Source organism: Furfurilactobacillus entadae (assembly GCF_045862745.1).
GTDB lineage: Bacteria > Bacillota > Bacilli > Lactobacillales > Lactobacillaceae > Furfurilactobacillus > Furfurilactobacillus entadae.
On the sequence record NZ_BQXN01000001.1, the window covers coordinates 72,134 to 90,849 of the forward strand.

Consider the following 18,716-nt stretch of genomic DNA (forward strand, 5'->3'; position numbering starts at 1 on the left):
GCCAATCACACCAAGCCATTAGCCGATTTTAATTGCTTGCGTTCACAAGCGAATGTGCTAAAGTTAGTTCATGAAAGCGAATTCATTGAGTGGAGGCAAGCGGCATGCAGATTACAGTGACAGATGCAGCCAGTAAGTGGTTTCAAGATGAAGTGGGCTTAAAACCCGGCGATGGCATGAAGTTTTATGGGAAGGTCTACGGAAAGACACCAGTGCATGATGGTTTTTCCATGGCCATGGTCCCGGATAAAGATCCTGATCGCCCAGTTGGTGAGACCGAAAAAGATGGCATCAAATACTTTGTGAACTATGGTGACGCATGGTTTTTTGCTGGCTATGATTTTGTGATTGATTACGACGATAAATTAGATGAACCGCATTACGAATATGTAGCGCAACCAGAATCCAACATGAACTAGATGGTGGTTACAATAAGGGCCCGCATAGACAATCAATGTCTGTGCGGGCCCTTATTTTGTAATGATTAGCCGAGGTGCTTGCGTCGGTACACCCATTCAGTGCCGGCCGTTAAGCAGGCCGCAATGATGGTGACGATGAGCCCAGTCAAAAAGTACGGTGGCCGGTAGGTGAAACTAACATCATGATGGCCTGGTGATAATCGGAGTGCCATGAATTCGTCGGCGATGGTCGTTGGTGTGACTGTGTGACCATCGACCTTAACGTGCCAACCCGCTTGGGCCGGAATGCTGGTCATGAGGACTGGTTGATCCTTGGTGGCCGTGACGGTTCCATTGATGTGGGTCTGTCCCCATGAGGTGACGAGCAGGGGATGTTGTTGAAGCCGTTTAATGCCGTGTTTGTATTGAGCATTTGGCAAGTGGTACAACGTGACGTTTTGAAGCCACAACGTTGGTTTTTTCAGTTCAAACGTAATGGTCTGTGGCTGATCCTTTTGACCACTGGCAAGGTTCACCAAAACCGTGTTGCGATACGTGTCGTATTGACTCAGCGGCTGACCGTTAAGCAGGATCGTGACGTTATCTTTTTGAAGGTTAGAACCAATTGACAGGTAGTACGCATCATCCGTTGTCGGCGTGAAGTGCAACGTCATGCTGGCCGGCTTTTTCAAGTTGGTCTTGTTGAGGGTTGCCCCGGTGATATTGGTAATTTTATTGGTGTTGGTGACGTTAAGTGAATCAAAATTAACGGCGGTAAACAGTTTGTTCGTGCTTGGTTCACCTAAGAATGCGTTCCAGAGCTGATTTTGATTCGTCATTGGATCACGATAAATGTTTTTGACTGAAAGGGTGCTGGCTGCGGCCATGAACCCCATCCCCAGTGCATCCGGGTTCTTGTACGTGCGGATGTCAGTACTGGAGTGAACCAAATCATGACTGCTGGTGATGTCTGGTTTGTAGGTGAGTGTCGGCATGTTTTTGTACGCGGTAGACTTATGATTTTGAGCGGTCGTCTCGTTTGCCGTCCAGAAATACTTCATGTTAAGCAACGCGTCCATAAACTTCGTCCCGTTCGCATATGTGACAAACCCATCACCATCGGGGTTCCCGGTGAGGTCATAAAAACCGGTCGTTTTGCGCTCCAGGGTGGAGCCGAAATGTGACCCACCAAAGTAGTCGCCCTGCATGGGATCATCTTTCGTTCGTTGGAAGGTGGAGCCGATGCGGTAAAGATCATCATCCAAAGATTTTACCGTGGTGCTGGCGGAATCAATGGCATCCGTGTAGGTGCTAAATTGAGCCTGCGGGACATAACTAATTTTGTTTAGCGACAGGACCACGTTTGTACCAAGGTCGGCGGCAGTCAATAACACAAGAATTGGCAACATCCAGGTGTGATCACCAGGCCATGGGGCTAACAGCAATAGGGCAATCAACATGAAGCTACTGCCAGTGATGATTTGGCCCACGGTAAGAAAGTTAACGCTGTGGAGGGAAATGAGCAGGGAGCCAACAATGACAGCTAGTAACCCAGCCGCAGTCCCGATGGTTTCCCAGCGGAGTGGTTGCGGGGTCGGCCAGGCAATGGCTGCCAGCCAGATTAACCAGAAACAAAAGACAAAGGAAAAACGGTACGGGTACCAAATGGGAAATTGGCCTGCGTGCCACAATAAGTTTAGCGGCGTGAAACACATGGACAGGAGCAGGAAGACCGTAATCAGTCCGGCCGTCAGTTTAACGGACCAGTGCAGGGGTGTTTCGATGAAAAAGGCAATAACAAGTAACAGAACAACGGCCCCCACAAAAATGTTGGGTTGCCCCTTTGGCATCTGAGCAAAGTTAAAGCCCCCTGGGAAGAGCTTACCGAGCATTTTAGCTGGCATGTAGTCAAATGCCCACTTGACCTTAACAACGGTGTAGGAGGCCTTGCTAAGCTGCAATGCGAAGTAGGTCGGAATGAGGATGATGGCGGCTAACCCGCCTCCAATAACGGAGGCACCCGCATAGCGACAAAGATTAAGGAGACTTGTGCGCCACGTGAACCGGTGCCACACCAAGCTAAACAAAACGTACAGGATGGTAAATAAGGCGACCATGTAGGCCATGTAGTAGTTCACGATGAACGTCACACCAAGCCAGCAAACGTAAGGCAACCAGTGGTGAGCCGTGAGTAAGCGTTCCAACCCGTAAACGACTAGTGGTAGCGTTACAAGGGCGTCGAGCCACATCAGATTGAGCTGGTTTGCAACGGTCCAGCCACACAAAGCATACGCGATGGCAAACATCGGTAAACGCCAGCCACGTTGCAACCGTAACCGTTGAAGGACCCACGCCATGCTTAACCCGGCGCTCCCATACTTCATGACGGTGATCAAAAAGACACCAGCGCTCAGGCCGCCACGACTGAAGGGCAAAATCAGGAAGTTGAACGGACTCATTAAGTAATAGGCCCACAGGCTGGACGTTTCACCGCCAAGTGCCTTACTGAAACTGTAAAAGAAGCTTCCTGGGTGGTGAAGCAATGTATTGCGGAAAAAGGCGTAAAAATCGATGTATTGTTGGCCCATGTCGACAGTTAGGAGTGAGCTAGAGCCAAACGGAGCCATCCCTCGGCAAGCAAAGTAGCTTGTCATGAGGAGGGCCGGAATGAAAAAGCTCAGGTAAAGGGGCCAGTGTTTTGTAAAATGTTGTTTAATCATGCGGGATGTGAATTCCTTTCTCTCAAAAAAGCGTAAAGATTCGTGGCGAGACTTTAGCTTTTCTACGACTTCCTTTACAATGATAGACGATACTTTTTACTCGGCAAAGCACTTTGCCGAAATTTAATGATTATGATGAATGATCGACAAGGTAGATAAGGTAGGTTAGAGGGCTAGTGTTTAAAAAGTTTATGCAACGGCGACGGGCACAAAGCAATCGCGATGATCAAACGACCCGGATCCCCATCCGGTTAAATATATTGTTGGTGATCGTGTTTGTTCTGTTAGCCGTCCTCGGTTGGCGAATGGCGTACTTGCAGATCCAAAACGGAGCCGAGCTTAAGGCAGAGGTTAACCGGACTGCAAACACAATCGAAACAAATAGCGTTCAACGGGGAATGATTTACGATTCAACGGGGAAGGTGCTGGTTGGTAATGAAGCCCACCAGGCCATTAGTTACACGAAGGGAATTAACGTCACTGGGGCCGATATGTTTAAGGTGTCTAACCGGCTTGGCAAGTATCTGTCTGTATCAAGTGATGCCTTAACGAGCCGTCAGATTGCCATTTACTACCTCGCGAATGAAAAGAACATGGCAAAAGTGGTTGCGAAAATTCCTAAGGCGGCCGCAATGAGTGATAATGCGTTGCAAACTGCAACCCAAGATTACGTGGTGGCCCACGAACCTCAATTAACGGCCGCACAGAAAAATGCAGCAGCCATCTTTACCAAGATGAACGGGGCCTATTCCTTATCGACAACGTACATCAAGGAAAAAGACGTTACGGCGACAGAAGTATCTCAAATTGGGGAGCACATGTCCGAAATGCCTGGTGTAAAGACCTCGACGAGTTGGTCACGTGATTATCCATCAGGAAATTCCGTGAAGTCGTTTGTTGGAACGGTGACTACCGAAAAGCAAGGATTGCCAGAAGACGAAGTTAACCAACTACTCTCACAAGGGTATTCACGAAATGACTCCGTTGGTTCAAGTTACATTGAAAAAGCCTACGAACCGATCCTAAAGGGGACAAAATCCCGGACATCCGTGGAAGTTAGCAGCAACTCCACCATCACGAAGGAAACTCAGGAATATGCGGGTAAGAAGGGGTCAAACCTTGTCTTGACGATCAATGCGAAGTTCCAGGATGCCGTTCAAAAGGTGATCGATGATCAATTGCCTGGTGGAACGTGTCAGGGGGCCTATGCTGTTGTCATGAACCCGAATACCGGGGCTGTCTTAGCGATGGCTGGTGATTCACGGAACCCAACGACTGGGAAAGTGACGACAGATGCGTTAGGGGCCATTAACCAACCAATTGTTATGGGATCCGTCGTTAAACCAGCAATGCTGACTGGTGGGTTTGAATCTGGTGCATTAACGCCATCCAATAACACATTGAACGACCAACCAATTATTTTAACGGGAACGTCGAAGATTTCGACGGACTGGAACCAAAATGGGTCTTACCCAATGGATGCAGCCATGGCGCTGGAAACATCTTCCAACTCCTATGCCGTTCAGGTCGCCATGAAGATGGTTGGCTATAAGTATTCACAAGGGGCCTCCATTGAGGGATTACCAACGGACATGTTTCAGAAGCTCCGGAACAACTTTAACCAGTACGGACTGGGCGTGAAGACAGGGATTGACATTCCTGGTGAATCAGCTGGTTTGAAGGGGTTATCGACCCGGAAGCAAATTGGGTCTGCGTTGGTTGAAGCATTTGGTAACTATGACGCGTACACAACGCTCCAGTTGGGGCAGTACGTTTCAACGTTAGCTAATGGTGGTTACCGGATGAAGCCATACGTGGTCTCACAAGTCCGGTCAACGAAGAATGACGGGACGCTAGGGGCTGTGGACTACCAAGCAGAACCAACAGCCTTAAACTACGTCGAAGCGTCCCCAGAAGCCAAGGCCATCATCAAACAAGGGATGTGGCAAGTGGTCAACGGGTCATCGCCTCATAAGACTGGGGCGACTGTCCTGGAAGATTTAAAGCCAGGAATCGTTGCTAAAACTGGGACGGCCGAAACATACGTTAACGGGCAACAAACGGTTACTTCAAGTATTATTTCATATGCACCAACGAAGAACCCACAGGTTGCCGTTGCTGTGGCCGTGCCAGGGTTGCCAGAGACGACCTCGTCATACCTGGTTAACCAGAACATTGCGGCCGAGATTTACAAGTTATACTGGAAGAATGTCACCAATTCGAGCGAAGCAAGTTAATCATTTCTGACAAAAGACTAGTCAGAACGCAAAAATAATGATAGAATTGTTTGAGTTGAGGCGTCTTCGCCAATTTCAAGTAGAGTGGAGGGTTAAAGATGCGCGTACACATTACCTTAGAATGCACCGAATGTGGTCGACAAACATACTTGTCATCAAAAAATCGGCGCAACAATCCAGACCGGGTTGAATTAAACAAGTACTGCCCTCACGATCGCAAAGTTACTTTGCACCGTGAAACTAAGTAATGACTGATTAGCGTCTGGGAATTTTCTCAGACGCTTTTTTGTTTTTTTTAAGCAACTAACGGGGTGCAACATGCAAACAAAACAAGTCGTTCGTCAGCAGACACTGGCGGCATTAGAAAGATTATCAGCCACGGATAAAGTGGCACAGAGCCAACAACTTATTGCCGGGCTGATTGGTCGGCCAGAATGGCAAAAAGCCACGACCATTGGATTGACCATGAGTACGGCCATTGAACTGGATACCAGGCCGTTGATCGCGCAGGCGTTAGCAGCGGGAAAGACGGTAACGGTGCCAAGAACGTTAGCGCACCGGCAAATGGAATTTGTGGCCTTGGGACCAGGAGTGACGTTTGAAACGACCAAATTTGGTCTCGAGGAACCGGTTGGCGGAACGGTTATTGCACCAAACAAGCATGACTTAATCGTTGTTCCAGGCGTTGCGTTTGCTGACGATGGAAGCCGGGTGGGCTTTGGTGCCGGTTACTATGACCGTTATCTGGCCCAATATGCCGGGCCGACCACTAGTTTAGTTCTCCCAGCGCAACGGCATCATGTCGCGACGTGGGCGGTAGAACGATTCGACGTTAAAATTCAGCAATTAATTTCGCTTCAGGAGGGGTAACAACACATGAGACGATGGCGACGATTCGTAAACGGCTCACCAATGACGATTACGTTGGTGACCATTAATGTGCTGGTCTTTTTATGGATGGTGTTTCGGTACCAATTACCGGCCGTTTCTCTAAACAGCACATTTTCCGGCCAGGCACTGTTAGAAGCTGGTGCCCGGTACACACCACTCATTCAAGCGGGACAGTGGTGGCGCTTGTTTACACCAATGTTTATTCACATGAGCGTGATGCACATTGGGCTAAACATGGTGGTGTTGTACTTCTTAGGCGTGCAAATTGAATCACTCTTCGGCCACTGGCGGATGCTCGTGATTTACGTGGTCAGTGGCTTCACAGGGAACGCGTGGAGTGCTGCTTTTCAACCACACACACTTTCTGCGGGTGCCAGTACGTCCATTTTTGGCCTGTTTGGTGCGTTTATCATTCTCGGGATCATTGAACGAGCGAACCCGTATTTACGGCAGGTTGCGCGTCAATTTGGCTTACTGGTGGTCTTAAACTTAGTCTTTGACCTCTTTAGTGCTGGCGTGGACATCTGGGGGCACATTGGGGGCCTTCTGGGCGGCTTTGTTGTTGCGATGATCCTTTGGGTTCCAGCTAATCATAGCTACCGTCGTTTGCCGATCTGGTGGCGTGGATTAGGGGTCATTGGTCTTGGCGCTGTGAGCGCAGTGCTGCTATTAATTATGTAATGGTAAAACGGAGGTAAACAAACATGTATCGTGGTGAACCAGCGTCATTACGGACGTTATACGATGTGCAACAACTGCTGAAAATGTTTGGCATCTACGTTTATGTCGGAAAGCGGTTGTGGGACATTGAGGTGATGGCCCTCGAGTTAGATAACCTATACAAAATGAACACCATCGATAAACCAACGTGGCTTCAGGCGAAGGTTGTCTTGAATCATGAACACCACATTGAGGAACAGAAACCGGAAAATTCTGGGCAAGCCTAGGCAGTGCGCCGGCAAATGTGTACAATGTGTGTATTAGGTTTAAAAGATGGGGGAATGTGTTGTGTTAGTTGCGATGTCGATTGCTGAATGGATTTTTGATATTGTTGGGTTAACGATCGTGGTGGGCTGGGTGATCTGGCGCATTGTGATGGTGGTGCGGCGGAATCGTGCCGCAACCATGTTGGACCAGGAAGAGTTCCAGGCGGGAATGCGCCGGGCCCAAATTATTGATGTTCGTGAGAAGAAGGATTTTGACGCGGGTCATATTTTAGGCGCCCGGAACATTCCTTACTCAACGTTCAGCCAACGGTTTAAGGAAATCCGTGAAGATTTACCTGTCTATTTATACGATGAAAGCCGGACGTTAAGTGGTCGGGCTGCACTTCGGTTAGCCAACAACGGCTACACCAAGTTGTTTATCCTGAAGGGCGGCTACGGTCGTTGGGAAGGCAAGACCAAATCCAGCAAGTACTAATCAAAACAGGCACCTATGGAATAATCATCCATAAGTGCCTGTTTCATTATCTAAGTGCGCTGTGCAACACTCAGTTGATTAACCTTGGTGTGAAGAACGTGACTTGCGTAGAGCGCGACGGCGGTTGTCGTCGATGCGGTCTTCTTCGGCTTCGATTGGTGTGATAACCGTTTTGTGGAATGACACCAAACTTGCGGCAACGGCCCCAAGTGAAGCGATAACGCCAACTAAAAAGCCTTTATTGAATGATTTCATGCAGATGACCTCCTCAATGGTTTAGTAACACATTCATTATGTCGTTTTTTGGGAAGGACGTCCAGCGGAAAGAATGGAAAATTTATGACATTGATCATTGCCCACCGGGGACTGATTACTCAGGGAGTTGAAAATACACAATCAGCGTTTGAAGCGGCCCTTGCACTCGGGGTTGACGGGATTGAAACGGACGTCCAGCAAACGGCTGATGGTGTGCCCGTTTTGATTCATGACGAAGCCATTGATCGAATCACTACGGGTCAAGGACTGGTCAATACGTGGCAGTGGACGGATCTACGTCGGTTACCGCTGCGACATGAACCAGCGGAGCGTTTATGGTCCCTCAGTGATGCGTTAACGTGGCTAACGGCCCATCAGTTTACCGGCGTATTGAACATTGAAGTAAAAACAGATCATGTCCGTTATCCGGGTCTTGAAGCGCAGGTGGCGACGTTGGCTCAACAAGCGTGGCCATTTACCATTGTGTTCAGTAGTTTTTCAAGCCAGTCCCTTCAACAACTGGCAGCCTTGGCACCTGACATTGACCGGGCACAATTGTTTCGGTGGCCAACCCGGGTGACCACCCGTTTAGAAGCAACTGGCGTGATCACAAGCACCCATCCGAAAATCAGTTGGGTGCGCTGGGCCATTCGCCACCAGCGCTTATCAAACCCAGCGCAACGACGCGGATGGACGGTCAATCAGCCGGACGACTTACGGCTGTGTTTTCAGGCAGGCCTTGGCGCAGTGATTACAGATCAACCGGTATTAGCACAACAATTGAGACAAGAGGTGATGAACGATGACAACTAAACCACAAGTGCTTTTGATCGTAGGGCCAACGGCGGTGGGGAAAACGGCCCTGTCGATTCAATTGGCCCATCAGTTCGATGGTGAAGTCATTTCCGGAGATTCCATGCAGGTGTATCGGCACTTAGACGTTGGGACGGCCAAAGTAACGCCTGATGAACAGGATGGAATTCCCCATTATCTGATCAATGAGCGTGACGTGACGGATGGCTTTACCGTGGCGGACTTTGTGGCCCGCGCCGAAATGTTGATTGCAGAGATCACGGCACGAGGGCACTTGCCAATCATTGTCGGCGGCACCGGTTTTTACTTCCAAGCGTTGTTGAAGGGCATGCAGCTGGGTTCGCCGGCCGATGAAGCCTTGCGAGCTAAGTGGACGGCGCTAGCTGATGAACATGGTGCTGAGTGGCTATGGGCGAAACTAAACGCTGTGGACCCCGCTGTCGCTGCCACCATTCCGGCGGGAAATGTCCGCCGGTTGGTGCGGGCGCTGGAAGTTTATGCGAGCACTGGTCACTCCATCCTGGAGCAAACGGATCAACCCGATCAATATGACGCATTCATTGTTGGTTTGAATACAGACCGGGCGGTGTTGTACGATCGGATCAATCAACGGGTCGACCTCATGATGGCAAACGGCCTAGTTGAGGAGGCCAAATGGTTGCTTGATCAGGGCGGCCTTACGCTTCAGGCGGGCAAGGGCATCGGCTACAAGGAGTTGTTTCCGATGTTAAACGGCCAAATGGATCGAGCGGCGGCAGTTGAATTATTGAAACGAAATTCGCGGCACTATGCTAAACGTCAACTAACGTGGTTTCGGCACCAGTTACCGGTTACCTGGTTTGACCTGGTTAGCGGGCAGAATCAAATTAGCGACGTCGCCGCGGCAGTTAGTCAGTGGCGCCACTCAATTAAATGACTGGTCGATGGTGGTTGTCTGAACGTGTTCAGATGGTCACTTTTTTTATTGGCACTGTTCGCTAGTTATGAAAATGCCCTGCTTATGTCAGAAGTTCTAACATGAACGATTGACAGGAATTGGTGTTGGTGGGATGATACACCTGTTAAATCATGTGCAGCGTAAAAGAAGGGGGCAGTGATGTCAGAAAAGCAATTACGGCGGTCATTAGCAGTTTTACCAATGAGTACCGTGGTGGCACTGACAGCACTGACACCTCGCCAAATTCGTTATTATGAAACCCAGGATCTGGTTCATCCAGCTCGCAACGAAGGCAATCGCCGGCGGTATTCATTGAATGATGTTGACCGGTTGCTGGAAGTGAAGGATGGCTTGGCAAGCGGGATGGATTTTGAAACGATGCGGAAACTTGCACGTAAGGCCCACCAACAGGCACTAGCGGATGCCCAGCGAGTTTCAGATCAACGGGCACGGCGGATGTTGGAGGATGAAATGCAGCAATTGGCAGGAATGCGACCACCACGGCAGCATCTGGGGCGGCCCTTTTAGAACTGGTCACGGAACAAGAAAGGATGAGCAGTACATGGCAAAAAAGGTATACACCAAGGATGAGATTCGGCAACTGGTTAAAACGGAACACGTGGAATTTTTACGGTTAATGTTTACTGACTTAATGGGCTCCATCAAAAATGTGGAAGTCCCTACGAGTCAGCTCGAAAAGTTGCTGGATAACAAGTTAATGTTTGACGGCTCGTCCATTGACGGGTTTGTGCGCATTGAAGAAAGTGACATGTACCTTTATCCTGACTTGTCCACGTGGATGGTCTTCCCATGGGGGAGTGAACACGGAAAGGTCGCCAGAGTGATCTGTGAAGTTTACACGACTGATGGCGAACCATTTGCGGGCGACCCACGGAACAACCTCATTCGGGTAATGAACGAAATGAAGGATGCCGGGTTCACGTCGTTTAACATTGGTCCTGAACCAGAATTCTTCTTGTTTAAGATGGATGAAGACGGTGAACCAACGTTGAAGCTAAACGATAAGGGGAGTTATTTTGACTTGGCCCCAATGGATTTAGGTGAAAACTGCCGTCGTGATATCGTGCTCGAAATGGAAAAAATGGGCTTTGAAGTTGAAGCCGCCCATCACGAAGTCGCACCTGGTCAACATGAAATTGACTTTAAGTATGCGGATGCACTGGAAGCAGCGGACAACATCCAGACGTTTAAGTTGGTTGTTAAGACCATTGCCCGAAAGTACGGCTTGTTTGCGACGTTTATGCCAAAGCCATTGGAAGGCATTAACGGTTCAGGGATGCACATGAACATGTCATTATCGACGGCTGAAGGAAACGCCTTTTATGATCCAGAAGGCGAGCTTGAGCTAAGTGACACGGCTTACCACTTCCTTGGTGGTTTGTTGGCACATGCCCGGGCCTTCACAGCGGTCGTTAACCCCATCGTGAACTCATACAAACGGTTGGTTCCAGGATTTGAAGCCCCTGTTTACGTGGCGTGGTCTGGTTCAAACCGGTCACCACTTGTTCGGGTTCCAAACGCCCGGGGAAACTCAACGCGGCTGGAATTGCGGCAGGTCGATCCGTCAGCCAACCCATATCTGGCGATTGCAGCGATGCTAGAGGCGGGACTGGACGGGATCCGTAACGGCCTAACGCCAACGGATTCGGTGGATCGAAACATTTACTCGATGGATGAGAGTGAACGGGAAGCCAACCACATTAGTAACTTACCAGACAACTTGCATAACGCAACAAAGGCATTACAGGCTGATCCAACGATGAAGTCTGCCCTAGGGGATCACTTGTACCAGAGCTTTGTGGAAGCAAAGAAACTGGAATGGGCATCCTACCGTCAGGCAGTAACGAAGTGGGAACGCGATCAATATTTGGAACAGTATTAAATAGAGAGCGAAAGTGGGCGCGATTAGGCCTACTTAGCTAAGAAAGGGTCTGCGCCCACTGTCGCGTTTCAGCGACTTTGTAGCTCTGAGATGTGATATTCCTTCTAAAAATAATGCTTCAAGGATATTTAAGTGATGACTTCCGTTAGGGACGAAAGCATGCTATACTAAACCCATAAAAGATCATGGAACCAAACAACACCAAGCCCCCTGACTACTTACACTAGTCAGGGGGCTTTTTTACGTTTATATAAGGCTAAACGGGTGGGTTAGCGTGTTGCCAAATCATTATTTGTGTCGCCGACGGGCTAACCAGTCCGTAAATAAAGCAACAAGGACGCCGACAATCAACGGTGAAAAAAGATCACGAAACATCAAACAACACCTCCCCACTGTTGCAAGTGTGGGTTGGCAACAGGTTTATTATCTAAGATAATGACGGTGAGAACAATCATTGAAGGATAAATGTTATCGATATCTAATTTAAAAATTATAGTAATATCGAAAAATGAGTGCCATTATGGCGCACCCGAACGTAAAAAAATCCCCCGGTAAAATTCACGTTAGCATTTTACCGGGGATTTTTTAGTAGCGTAACTTACGATAAGTCCGTTTTCCTAACTGCGTGGTTGTAGAATGCCCAGGCAACAGCACCAAAGAAGATGGGGCCGATGATTGTCCAGAAAGCGGTGTAGTAGTCATGTTCCAAAACGGGTTGGATCATGGTGAAACAGATGCCGGCGAAAACGGTCAACCAGGTAATGGTCGTGACCGTCCACGTGGTCCGGTGTGATTTGTAAAAAACAAATGGTCGTTCTAAATCGAGGCGCCGTTTGAAGAACGGGAAGGCACCCACCAAGAAGAGGTACGGAAAGGCCGATGAGACATTTTCCATATCCGTCAAGACGGTATAAAAGGCCTGGGCGCTGCTACCGCCAAACGAAACGGCGAAGATAACAACCGCCACGATAACTGCTTGGGTCCACATGGCAAAAGCTGGCACCTGGTACCGGTTCAATTTTGTGATGCGTTTTGGCCAAAATTTCGCAGGTGTGCCCATGATGAAGGCCTTTAATGGGGCGTAGACCAGAACGAAGAAGGCTCCGGTATCAGATAGAAATTCTTCCACACCGATCAAACGACCAAACCAGTTTCCTAAAACAGTGGCGCCATGGGGCGACAGATTCATCGCGTGGCCAAGGGTGACCCCGAGGTTATTCATTAAGACGTAAAGCACGTTTCCTAAATCGGTGGAACCCTTACCGAGGATGTGGTGCCAGTTAGCACTAACACCCCATAAAAAGATCCCGACTGCGTAGATGAAGAGCATCAAAAACGTTGAAATAAGCATGGCACGGGGAAACGTTTTGGCCGGATGCTTGACGTTATCGATCACACCACCCATTGTTTCCATCCCGCCATACGCGAAGATGGCGTAGACAACGAACGACATGAGCGCAATTGGCGAACTAAACTGGGGATTTGGTGAGTGAAAAATCGCGTGGGTGGTCATGGGTTCGGCAAGGTGACCGTGTTGCATGATCAGCAATACGACACTGATGATCATAAAAAAGGCTGTAATGATCAGGGTAAATGCACCACCAAACGCTGCAAACCGGGCAATCTGATTGATCCCGTGAGTTGAAAAGTAGGTAACGACGATCATCCAGATGATGGCAAGAATCCCGACCGTTTCCGTGGAGTTTAATCCAAGAAAATGCCATGACTGGGTGGTATCATGGCCGGCAAAAGCCGTTGAAAAGGGAATCCAGACCTTGGCGCATTCTGATACTAGCCAAACGATCCAGCCGGATAACCAGATGAACGTCCCGATAAAGGCCAGGCGCTCACCGATGGATTCAGCCAGCCAGGAGTAAATCCCACCGTGCGCCGCTTTAAACGATGCCCCGTATTCGGCAAACATCAAAACAATTGGTAAGAAAAATAAAATGGCGGCGAGGATGTACCAAAAAATCGCTGCGTATCCCATTTGATCAAACGCCACGGTCGTGTTGTTCAATCCGTAAATGGAGGTAAAAACCATGAGGATCAGGCCGACGAGGCCAATCTTGTTGTGCTGCTGTGTTTCTTCCACTGTATAAGGACTCCAATCTAAACGCCAGGATGAAAGGGTGGTGTCATTAAGTGTTGCCACCCGAATGAAAAAATATACATTAAATAATTAAAACAATGGTACCTATTTTAGCACAAATATAGATGGTAAGAACTGTTATGACAAACTTTCACGAAGAAGAATGGTTGATTGTCGGCGATAATTGTTTCATGCAACATTGAATAAATGTACGGTGTGTAATCGCAATAATGGAGTGAACACTAATGGCATCACTCATTTGACGCCGTGTTACATGTTTCATGAAATGAAACGTGTAACAGGCCGTTCTCAAAGCGTTTGGCTTTTAGTGAAAGCGCTTCCTAAATCGACAAAACCTCGTTAAGCTAATCACGTAATCAAGAAAAATAAATTATTCAGAGGAGTTAGTCATTATGCAAAAACGTGATTTTATCGACACCAACACTTACACCCAGGAAGAAATTCAATACATGATCGATCTTGGAATTAAATTGAAAGCTTCCATCAACGCCGGCTACTACCCACAAGTTTTGAAGAACAAGACCCTTGGGATGATCTTCGAACAATCATCAACCCGGACCCGGACATCCGCTGAAGCAGCTATGACCGAACTTGGTGGCCATGCCCAATACTTGGCACCTGGTCAAATCCAATTGGGTGGTCACGAAACTATCGAAGACACATCTCACGTGTTAGGAAACATCGTGGACATCATCGGTGCCCGTGTTGAACGTCATAAGACGGTTGCCGAAGTTGGTAAGTTTGCACAAGTTCCCGTTGTTAACTTCATGAGTGACTACAACCACCCAACCCAAGAATTAGGGGACATCATCACCATGAGCGAACACTTACCAGCTGGTAAGAAGTTGAGCGATTGTAAGATTGTCTTTGTTGGGGACGCTACTCAAGTGTGTGTTTCAACCATGTTTATGGCAACAAAGATGGGCATGGACTTTGTTCAATTTGGACCAAAGGGCTTCCAAATCAAGCCTGAAGAACTGGAAATTGGTAAGAAGAATGCCGAAGTTTCTGGTGGTTCTGTTCTGATTACTGAGGACGCTGACGAAGCCATGAAGGATGCCGACTTCATTTACACTGACGTTTGGTACGGCTTGTACGAATCCGAATTACCAAAGGACGAACGGATGCACATCTTCTTCCCTAAGTACCAAGTAAACGCTGACTTAGTTGCCAAAGCCTCAAAGGACGTTAAGTTCCTACACTGTCTGCCAGCAACCCGTGGTGAAGAAGTCACTGACGAAGTGATCGACGCTGACTACTCACTTGCTTGGGAAGAAGCCGGCAACCGGAAGACTGCCATGCGTGCCATCTTCACTTACTTGTTGAACCCACTGATGAAGCATGCTTCTAAGGAAGATGCTGAAAAGTTCCAGAGTGAAATTGACGGCATGCTTGCTCACCAAGTTAACGAACAAGCATAGTTTACTTGCCTAGTGCCGTAGGGGTGGCAACGAAAGGAACGCACGATGAATACAAACAAGAAAAAATTCCGGCTTTTTGATGCCGTACTGATGGCCGTTGTGGTCGTGTTGGTGGTTGAATCCGCCGCACCGGCTGCCGCCATTGGACCATCACAATTCTTTTGGTGGATCTTCCTTCTGATTCTCTTCTTCATCCCGTATGGGTTGATCTCGTCAGAATTAGGAACGACCTACGTTGGCGATGGTGGTTTGTATGACTGGGTCAAACAAGCATTTGGTCGCCGATGGGGCGGTCGGTTAGCCTGGTTATATTGGCTGAACTACCCGTTGTGGATGGCGAGTTTGGCGGTGTTGTTCGTCGAGGTGGCCGCCCAAATCTTCGGTCTGCATTTAAACGTCTTCTGGCAGATCATCATTCAACTGGGGTTTGTCTGGACGGTGGTAACACTAGGAAACAAGCCAGTTAGTGAGAGCAAATGGATCATGAACCTCGCCGCGTTTGCCAAAATCTTTACGATTCTGGCCTTGGGGATCATGGGCATCTACTTTGCAGTGACAAAGGGGGGTGCCAACAACTTCAGTGGGACAAACTTACTCCCGAAGTTGAACCTGTCTAGTCTAAGCAATCTGTCCGTCATTATCTTTAACTTCTTAGGGTTTGAGGTCGTTGCCACCATGGCTGACGACATGGACAACCCGAAGAAACAAATTCCCCAAGCCATCATTTATGGTGGGATTCTGATCGCTTTCTTCTATCTATTAGCAGCCTTTGGGATGGGTGCCGCCATTCCAACAAACAAGCTGTCTGCTTCATCTGGTTTGATTGATAGTTTCGTTCTGATGATTGGCCACATGAACTGGTTTGTTATCATCATTGGAATCATGTTCCTCTACATCTTGGCGTCCGAAATGATTTCATGGGCGCTCGGGGTCAATTACGTCGCAAATTATGCGGCCAAAGACCATTCCTTGCCCGCCATTTTTGGGAAGGAAGACGCAAAGGGAATGCCCGTTGGGACGGGTTATCTAAACGGCATCGTGGCCTCTGTTTTGGTCATTGCCTCACCATTTATTCCTAATCAAAACATTTTCTGGGCTTTCTTCGCCCTAAACGTGGTTGCCTTACTGCTGTCTTACACGATGATGTTCCCAGCATTCTGGAAATTACGGAAGAGTGACCCTGCCCGTGAACGGCCGTTTAAGGTTCCTGGTGGTAAAGTGATGATCAACATCATGACCTGGGTGCCTGAAGTGTTCCTGATTGCCACAATTCTCTTATCAATTCTGCCGTTAAACGGGTCTAGCGATGAACTTAGCAATAAACTCCCAATCTTAATTGGCACAATTGTTGCGGTGGTTATCGGTGAAATCGTGGTCCGGGTTGCTGAACATAAAGAAGATCAAGCAATGGTAAAACCAACGAGTAACGGAAAGGAACATGTTGAATAATGAAAACTTTAACAAGTACACCTAAACAAGATGGTTACCGGATGCCCGGTGAATTTGAAGAACACACGGGTGTGTACATTATCTGGCCAGAACGGACGGATAACTGGCGCAACGGGGCCAAACCCGCCCAGCACATGTTTGTGAAGGTTGCCGAAGCCATTTCTCAATTTGAACACGTCACGGTTGGGGTCAATGACGACCAGTACGAAAACGCCCGGACCATGCTGCCTGATCAGGTGGAAGTTGTGGAAATTTCCAGTGATGATTCATGGGTTCGTGACTGTGGTGCAACGTTTGTGAAGGACGACAAAGGTGGCTTGCGGGCCGTTGACTGGACGTTCAATGCTTGGGGCGGCCTGGTTGATGGGTTGTACTTCCCATGGGATAAAGATGACCGCGTGGCCCAAAAGATGGCTGAACAAGAGCGCGTTGACCGGTACCGTTTGGATGACTTTATCCTTGAAGGTGGCTCGATTCACGTTGATGGGGAAGGTACCCTGATCACAACCGAAGAATGTTTACTTTCGAAGGGTCGCAACGCTCAATTATCAAAAGAACAAATCGAAGAAGTCCTGAAAGAACACTTGAACCTGGAAAAGGTCATCTGGTTGAAGAACGGGATTTATAACGATGAAACTAACGGTCACGTGGACAACATTGCTAACTTTGTTCGTCCTGGTGTGGTTGCCTTAGCCTGGACCGATGATGAAAACGACCCTCAATACAAGATTTCAAAGGAAAACTTGGACATCCTTGAAAACGCAACGGATGCAAAGGGTCGTAAAATCAAGGTTGTGAAGTTGGCTGTGCCAAAGCCTGTTCTCATCACGCAAGCGGAAAGTGAAGGGGTTGACGCCGTTGACGGAACGTTACCGCGTCAAGCCGGCGACCGGTTGGCTGCCAGCTACGTGAACTACTACACGGCTAACGGCGGGATCGTGTTCCCAACGTTTGGTGACCCAGCGGATGAAAATGCCCAAAAGGTTCTGGAAGAACTCTATCCTGACCGCAAAGTTGTCGGGGTTCCCGCTCGTGAAATCCTCCTCGGTGGTGGGAACGTGCACTGCATTACGCAACAAATTCCAAAGGCATAGGTGACGGCAATGGCAGGTAGAAAAATCGTGGTTGCTCTGGGCGGAAACGCCATCTTAACGGATGACGCCAGCGCACAGGCCCAACAAGAAGCACTTCGGAAAACGGCAGCGGCCCTCGTTCATTTTGTGGCACAGGGTGATCAACTGGTCGTTTCCCACGGGAATGGTCCGCAAGTCGGGAACCTGTTACTCCAACAGGCGGCCGGTGCGACGGCAACTAACCCCGCAATGCCCATTGATACTGCGGTCGCAATGACCCAGGGGAGCATTGGTTACTGGCTACAAAACGCATTAAATGAAGCGTTGACTGAACAGGGGTTAAGCCAATCTGTTGCAACGGTGGTCACCCAGGTGGAAGTCTCACCAACTGATCCCGCTTTTACGGATCCGTCAAAGCCAATCGGTCCGTTTTACACGGCTGATGAAATTGCGGATCAGCGAGCTGCGCACCCAGACTTTACGTTTGTTGAGGATGCTGGTCGTGGGTTCCGGCGGGTCGTGCCCTCACCGAAGCCAATCAACGTGGTGGAAGCCGACGTTGTGAACCATTTGGTTGATGACGGCATCATTCCCATCAGCGTTGGTGGCGGTGGGGTGCCCGTTGTGAAGGACGGTAACCGTTATGTGGGTCGTGAAGCCGTTATTGATAAGGACTTTGCGTCTGAAAAGCTGGCTGAGTTGATTGACGCAGACCTGCTGATCGTGTTGACAGCGGTCGATAACGTGTATGTCAACTTCAATAAGCCTGACCAAAAAGCACTCACGGATGTTACGGTGAGTGAACTGGAAGCCTACATTGAAGAAGGTCAGTTTGCCCGCGGGTCCATGTTGCCAAAGATTCAGGCAGCCAATGACTTTGTGGCGCACAGTGCGAACGGAAAAGCTGTGATCACATCCTTGGATAACGTGGAAGCCTTTTTGACAGACGGTTCCGGGACCATCATTAGTAAATAGTTTGTAAAAGAGTTGAGGATGCAATCCGTAATGGCGGTGGTGACACAGTTAAGCCATGGTCATGGGATTGTTGAATCAACTCTTTTTTTATGGGCAGTTGTCCAGTATG

Annotated in this window: 18 protein-coding genes; 15 read left to right on the forward strand and 3 right to left on the reverse strand. The window is 48.7% G+C overall.

Features of this window, described 5'->3' with window-relative positions:
* Window positions 1-104: 104 nt before the first annotated feature.
* Complete coding sequence (locus ACKTR5_RS00425) at window positions 105-419, forward strand: HesB/YadR/YfhF family protein (protein WP_407878251.1); 315 nt, start codon at window positions 105-107, stop codon at window positions 417-419.
* 65 nt (window positions 420-484) lie between these two features.
* On the opposite strand, the gene ACKTR5_RS00430 is transcribed toward ACKTR5_RS00425, so the two are convergent.
* Window positions 485-3,118, reverse strand: coding sequence for a YfhO family protein (locus ACKTR5_RS00430; protein WP_407878253.1), 2,634 nt, complete (start codon window positions 3,116-3,118; stop codon window positions 485-487).
* A gap of 191 nt (window positions 3,119-3,309) precedes the next feature.
* On the opposite strand from ACKTR5_RS00430, the gene ACKTR5_RS00435 reads away from it, so the two are divergent.
* The 6 genes from ACKTR5_RS00435 to ACKTR5_RS00460 all read left to right on the forward strand — a co-directional run bounded on the left by ACKTR5_RS00435 (window position 3,310) and on the right by ACKTR5_RS00460 (window position 7,668).
* A complete protein-coding gene (locus ACKTR5_RS00435; protein ID WP_407878479.1) occupies window positions 3,310-5,355 on the forward strand; it encodes a peptidoglycan D,D-transpeptidase FtsI family protein in 2,046 nt (681 codons plus the stop codon).
* 98 nt (window positions 5,356-5,453) lie between these two features.
* The gene (rpmG, locus tag ACKTR5_RS00440) at window positions 5,454-5,603 is read left to right on the forward strand and encodes a 50S ribosomal protein L33 (protein WP_083483979.1); all 150 of its coding nucleotides are present in this window, start codon (window positions 5,454-5,456) and stop codon (window positions 5,601-5,603) included.
* A 70-nt stretch (window positions 5,604-5,673) separates the two neighbouring features.
* Window positions 5,674-6,225: a 5-formyltetrahydrofolate cyclo-ligase gene (locus tag ACKTR5_RS00445; RefSeq protein ID WP_407878255.1), complete on the forward strand. Its 552-nt coding sequence runs from the start codon at window positions 5,674-5,676 to the stop codon at window positions 6,223-6,225.
* Window positions 6,226-6,231: 6 nt separating this feature from the next.
* Window positions 6,232-6,927: a rhomboid family intramembrane serine protease gene (locus ACKTR5_RS00450; RefSeq protein WP_407878256.1), complete on the forward strand. Its 696-nt coding sequence runs from the start codon at window positions 6,232-6,234 to the stop codon at window positions 6,925-6,927.
* A 23-nt stretch (window positions 6,928-6,950) separates the two neighbouring features.
* The gene (locus ACKTR5_RS00455) at window positions 6,951-7,193 is read left to right on the forward strand and encodes a YqgQ family protein (protein WP_407878258.1); all 243 of its coding nucleotides are present in this window, start codon (window positions 6,951-6,953) and stop codon (window positions 7,191-7,193) included.
* Window positions 7,194-7,239: 46 nt separating this feature from the next.
* A complete protein-coding gene (locus ACKTR5_RS00460) occupies window positions 7,240-7,668 on the forward strand; it encodes a rhodanese-like domain-containing protein (RefSeq protein ID WP_407878260.1) in 429 nt (142 codons plus the stop codon).
* 78 nt (window positions 7,669-7,746) lie between these two features.
* Here the strand turns inward: ACKTR5_RS00460 and ACKTR5_RS00465 are convergent, their stop codons facing one another.
* The gene (locus ACKTR5_RS00465) at window positions 7,747-7,923 is read right to left on the reverse strand and encodes a DUF3042 family protein (protein ID WP_407878262.1); all 177 of its coding nucleotides are present in this window, start codon (window positions 7,921-7,923) and stop codon (window positions 7,747-7,749) included.
* A gap of 84 nt (window positions 7,924-8,007) precedes the next feature.
* On the opposite strand from ACKTR5_RS00465, the gene ACKTR5_RS00470 reads away from it, so the two are divergent.
* From ACKTR5_RS00470 to glnA, 4 genes are all read left to right on the forward strand, one after another.
* On the forward strand, window positions 8,008-8,736 hold the full coding sequence (locus ACKTR5_RS00470) for a glycerophosphodiester phosphodiesterase family protein (RefSeq protein WP_407878264.1): 729 nt from the start codon (window positions 8,008-8,010) through the stop codon (window positions 8,734-8,736).
* Window positions 8,726-9,652, forward strand: coding sequence for a tRNA (adenosine(37)-N6)-dimethylallyltransferase MiaA (miaA, locus tag ACKTR5_RS00475; RefSeq protein WP_407878265.1), 927 nt, complete (start codon window positions 8,726-8,728; stop codon window positions 9,650-9,652). The genes ACKTR5_RS00470 and miaA overlap by 11 nt, the downstream gene beginning before the upstream one ends.
* A 180-nt stretch (window positions 9,653-9,832) precedes the next feature.
* Window positions 9,833-10,201 (forward strand): MerR family transcriptional regulator, encoded by a 369-nt coding sequence (locus tag ACKTR5_RS00480; protein WP_407878267.1) that lies wholly within the window; start codon window positions 9,833-9,835, stop codon window positions 10,199-10,201.
* Window positions 10,202-10,235: 34 nt separating this feature from the next.
* A complete protein-coding gene (gene glnA, locus ACKTR5_RS00485) occupies window positions 10,236-11,576 on the forward strand; it encodes a type I glutamate--ammonia ligase (RefSeq protein ID WP_407878268.1) in 1,341 nt (446 codons plus the stop codon).
* 598 nt (window positions 11,577-12,174) lie between these two features.
* Here glnA and yjeM read toward each other — a convergent pair.
* Complete coding sequence (gene yjeM / locus ACKTR5_RS00490) at window positions 12,175-13,671, reverse strand: glutamate/gamma-aminobutyrate family transporter YjeM (RefSeq protein ID WP_407878269.1); 1,497 nt, start codon at window positions 13,669-13,671, stop codon at window positions 12,175-12,177.
* A gap of 410 nt (window positions 13,672-14,081) precedes the next feature.
* Here yjeM and ptcA point away from each other — a divergent pair, with 410 nt between their 5' ends.
* The 4 genes from ptcA to arcC are packed head-to-tail and all read left to right on the forward strand — an operon-like array spanning window position 14,082 to window position 18,607.
* Window positions 14,082-15,110, forward strand: a complete 1,029-nt coding sequence (gene ptcA, locus ACKTR5_RS00495) for a putrescine carbamoyltransferase (protein WP_407878270.1) — start codon at window positions 14,082-14,084, stop codon at window positions 15,108-15,110.
* Between the two features lie 45 nt (window positions 15,111-15,155).
* Window positions 15,156-16,559 carry an APC family permease gene (locus tag ACKTR5_RS00500; protein ID WP_407878272.1) on the forward strand — a complete coding sequence of 468 codons (1,404 nt, stop codon included), beginning with the start codon at window positions 15,156-15,158 and terminating at the stop codon, window positions 16,557-16,559.
* Window positions 16,559-17,653 (forward strand): agmatine deiminase, encoded by a 1,095-nt coding sequence (gene aguA, locus ACKTR5_RS00505; protein WP_407878274.1) that lies wholly within the window; start codon window positions 16,559-16,561, stop codon window positions 17,651-17,653. Before ACKTR5_RS00500 ends, aguA begins: the two co-directional genes overlap by 1 nt.
* Window positions 17,654-17,662: 9 nt before the next feature.
* Entirely contained in the window at window positions 17,663-18,607 is a 945-nt protein-coding gene (arcC, locus tag ACKTR5_RS00510; RefSeq protein ID WP_407878275.1) for a carbamate kinase, read from the forward strand.
* Window positions 18,608-18,716: the final 109 nt, after the last annotated feature.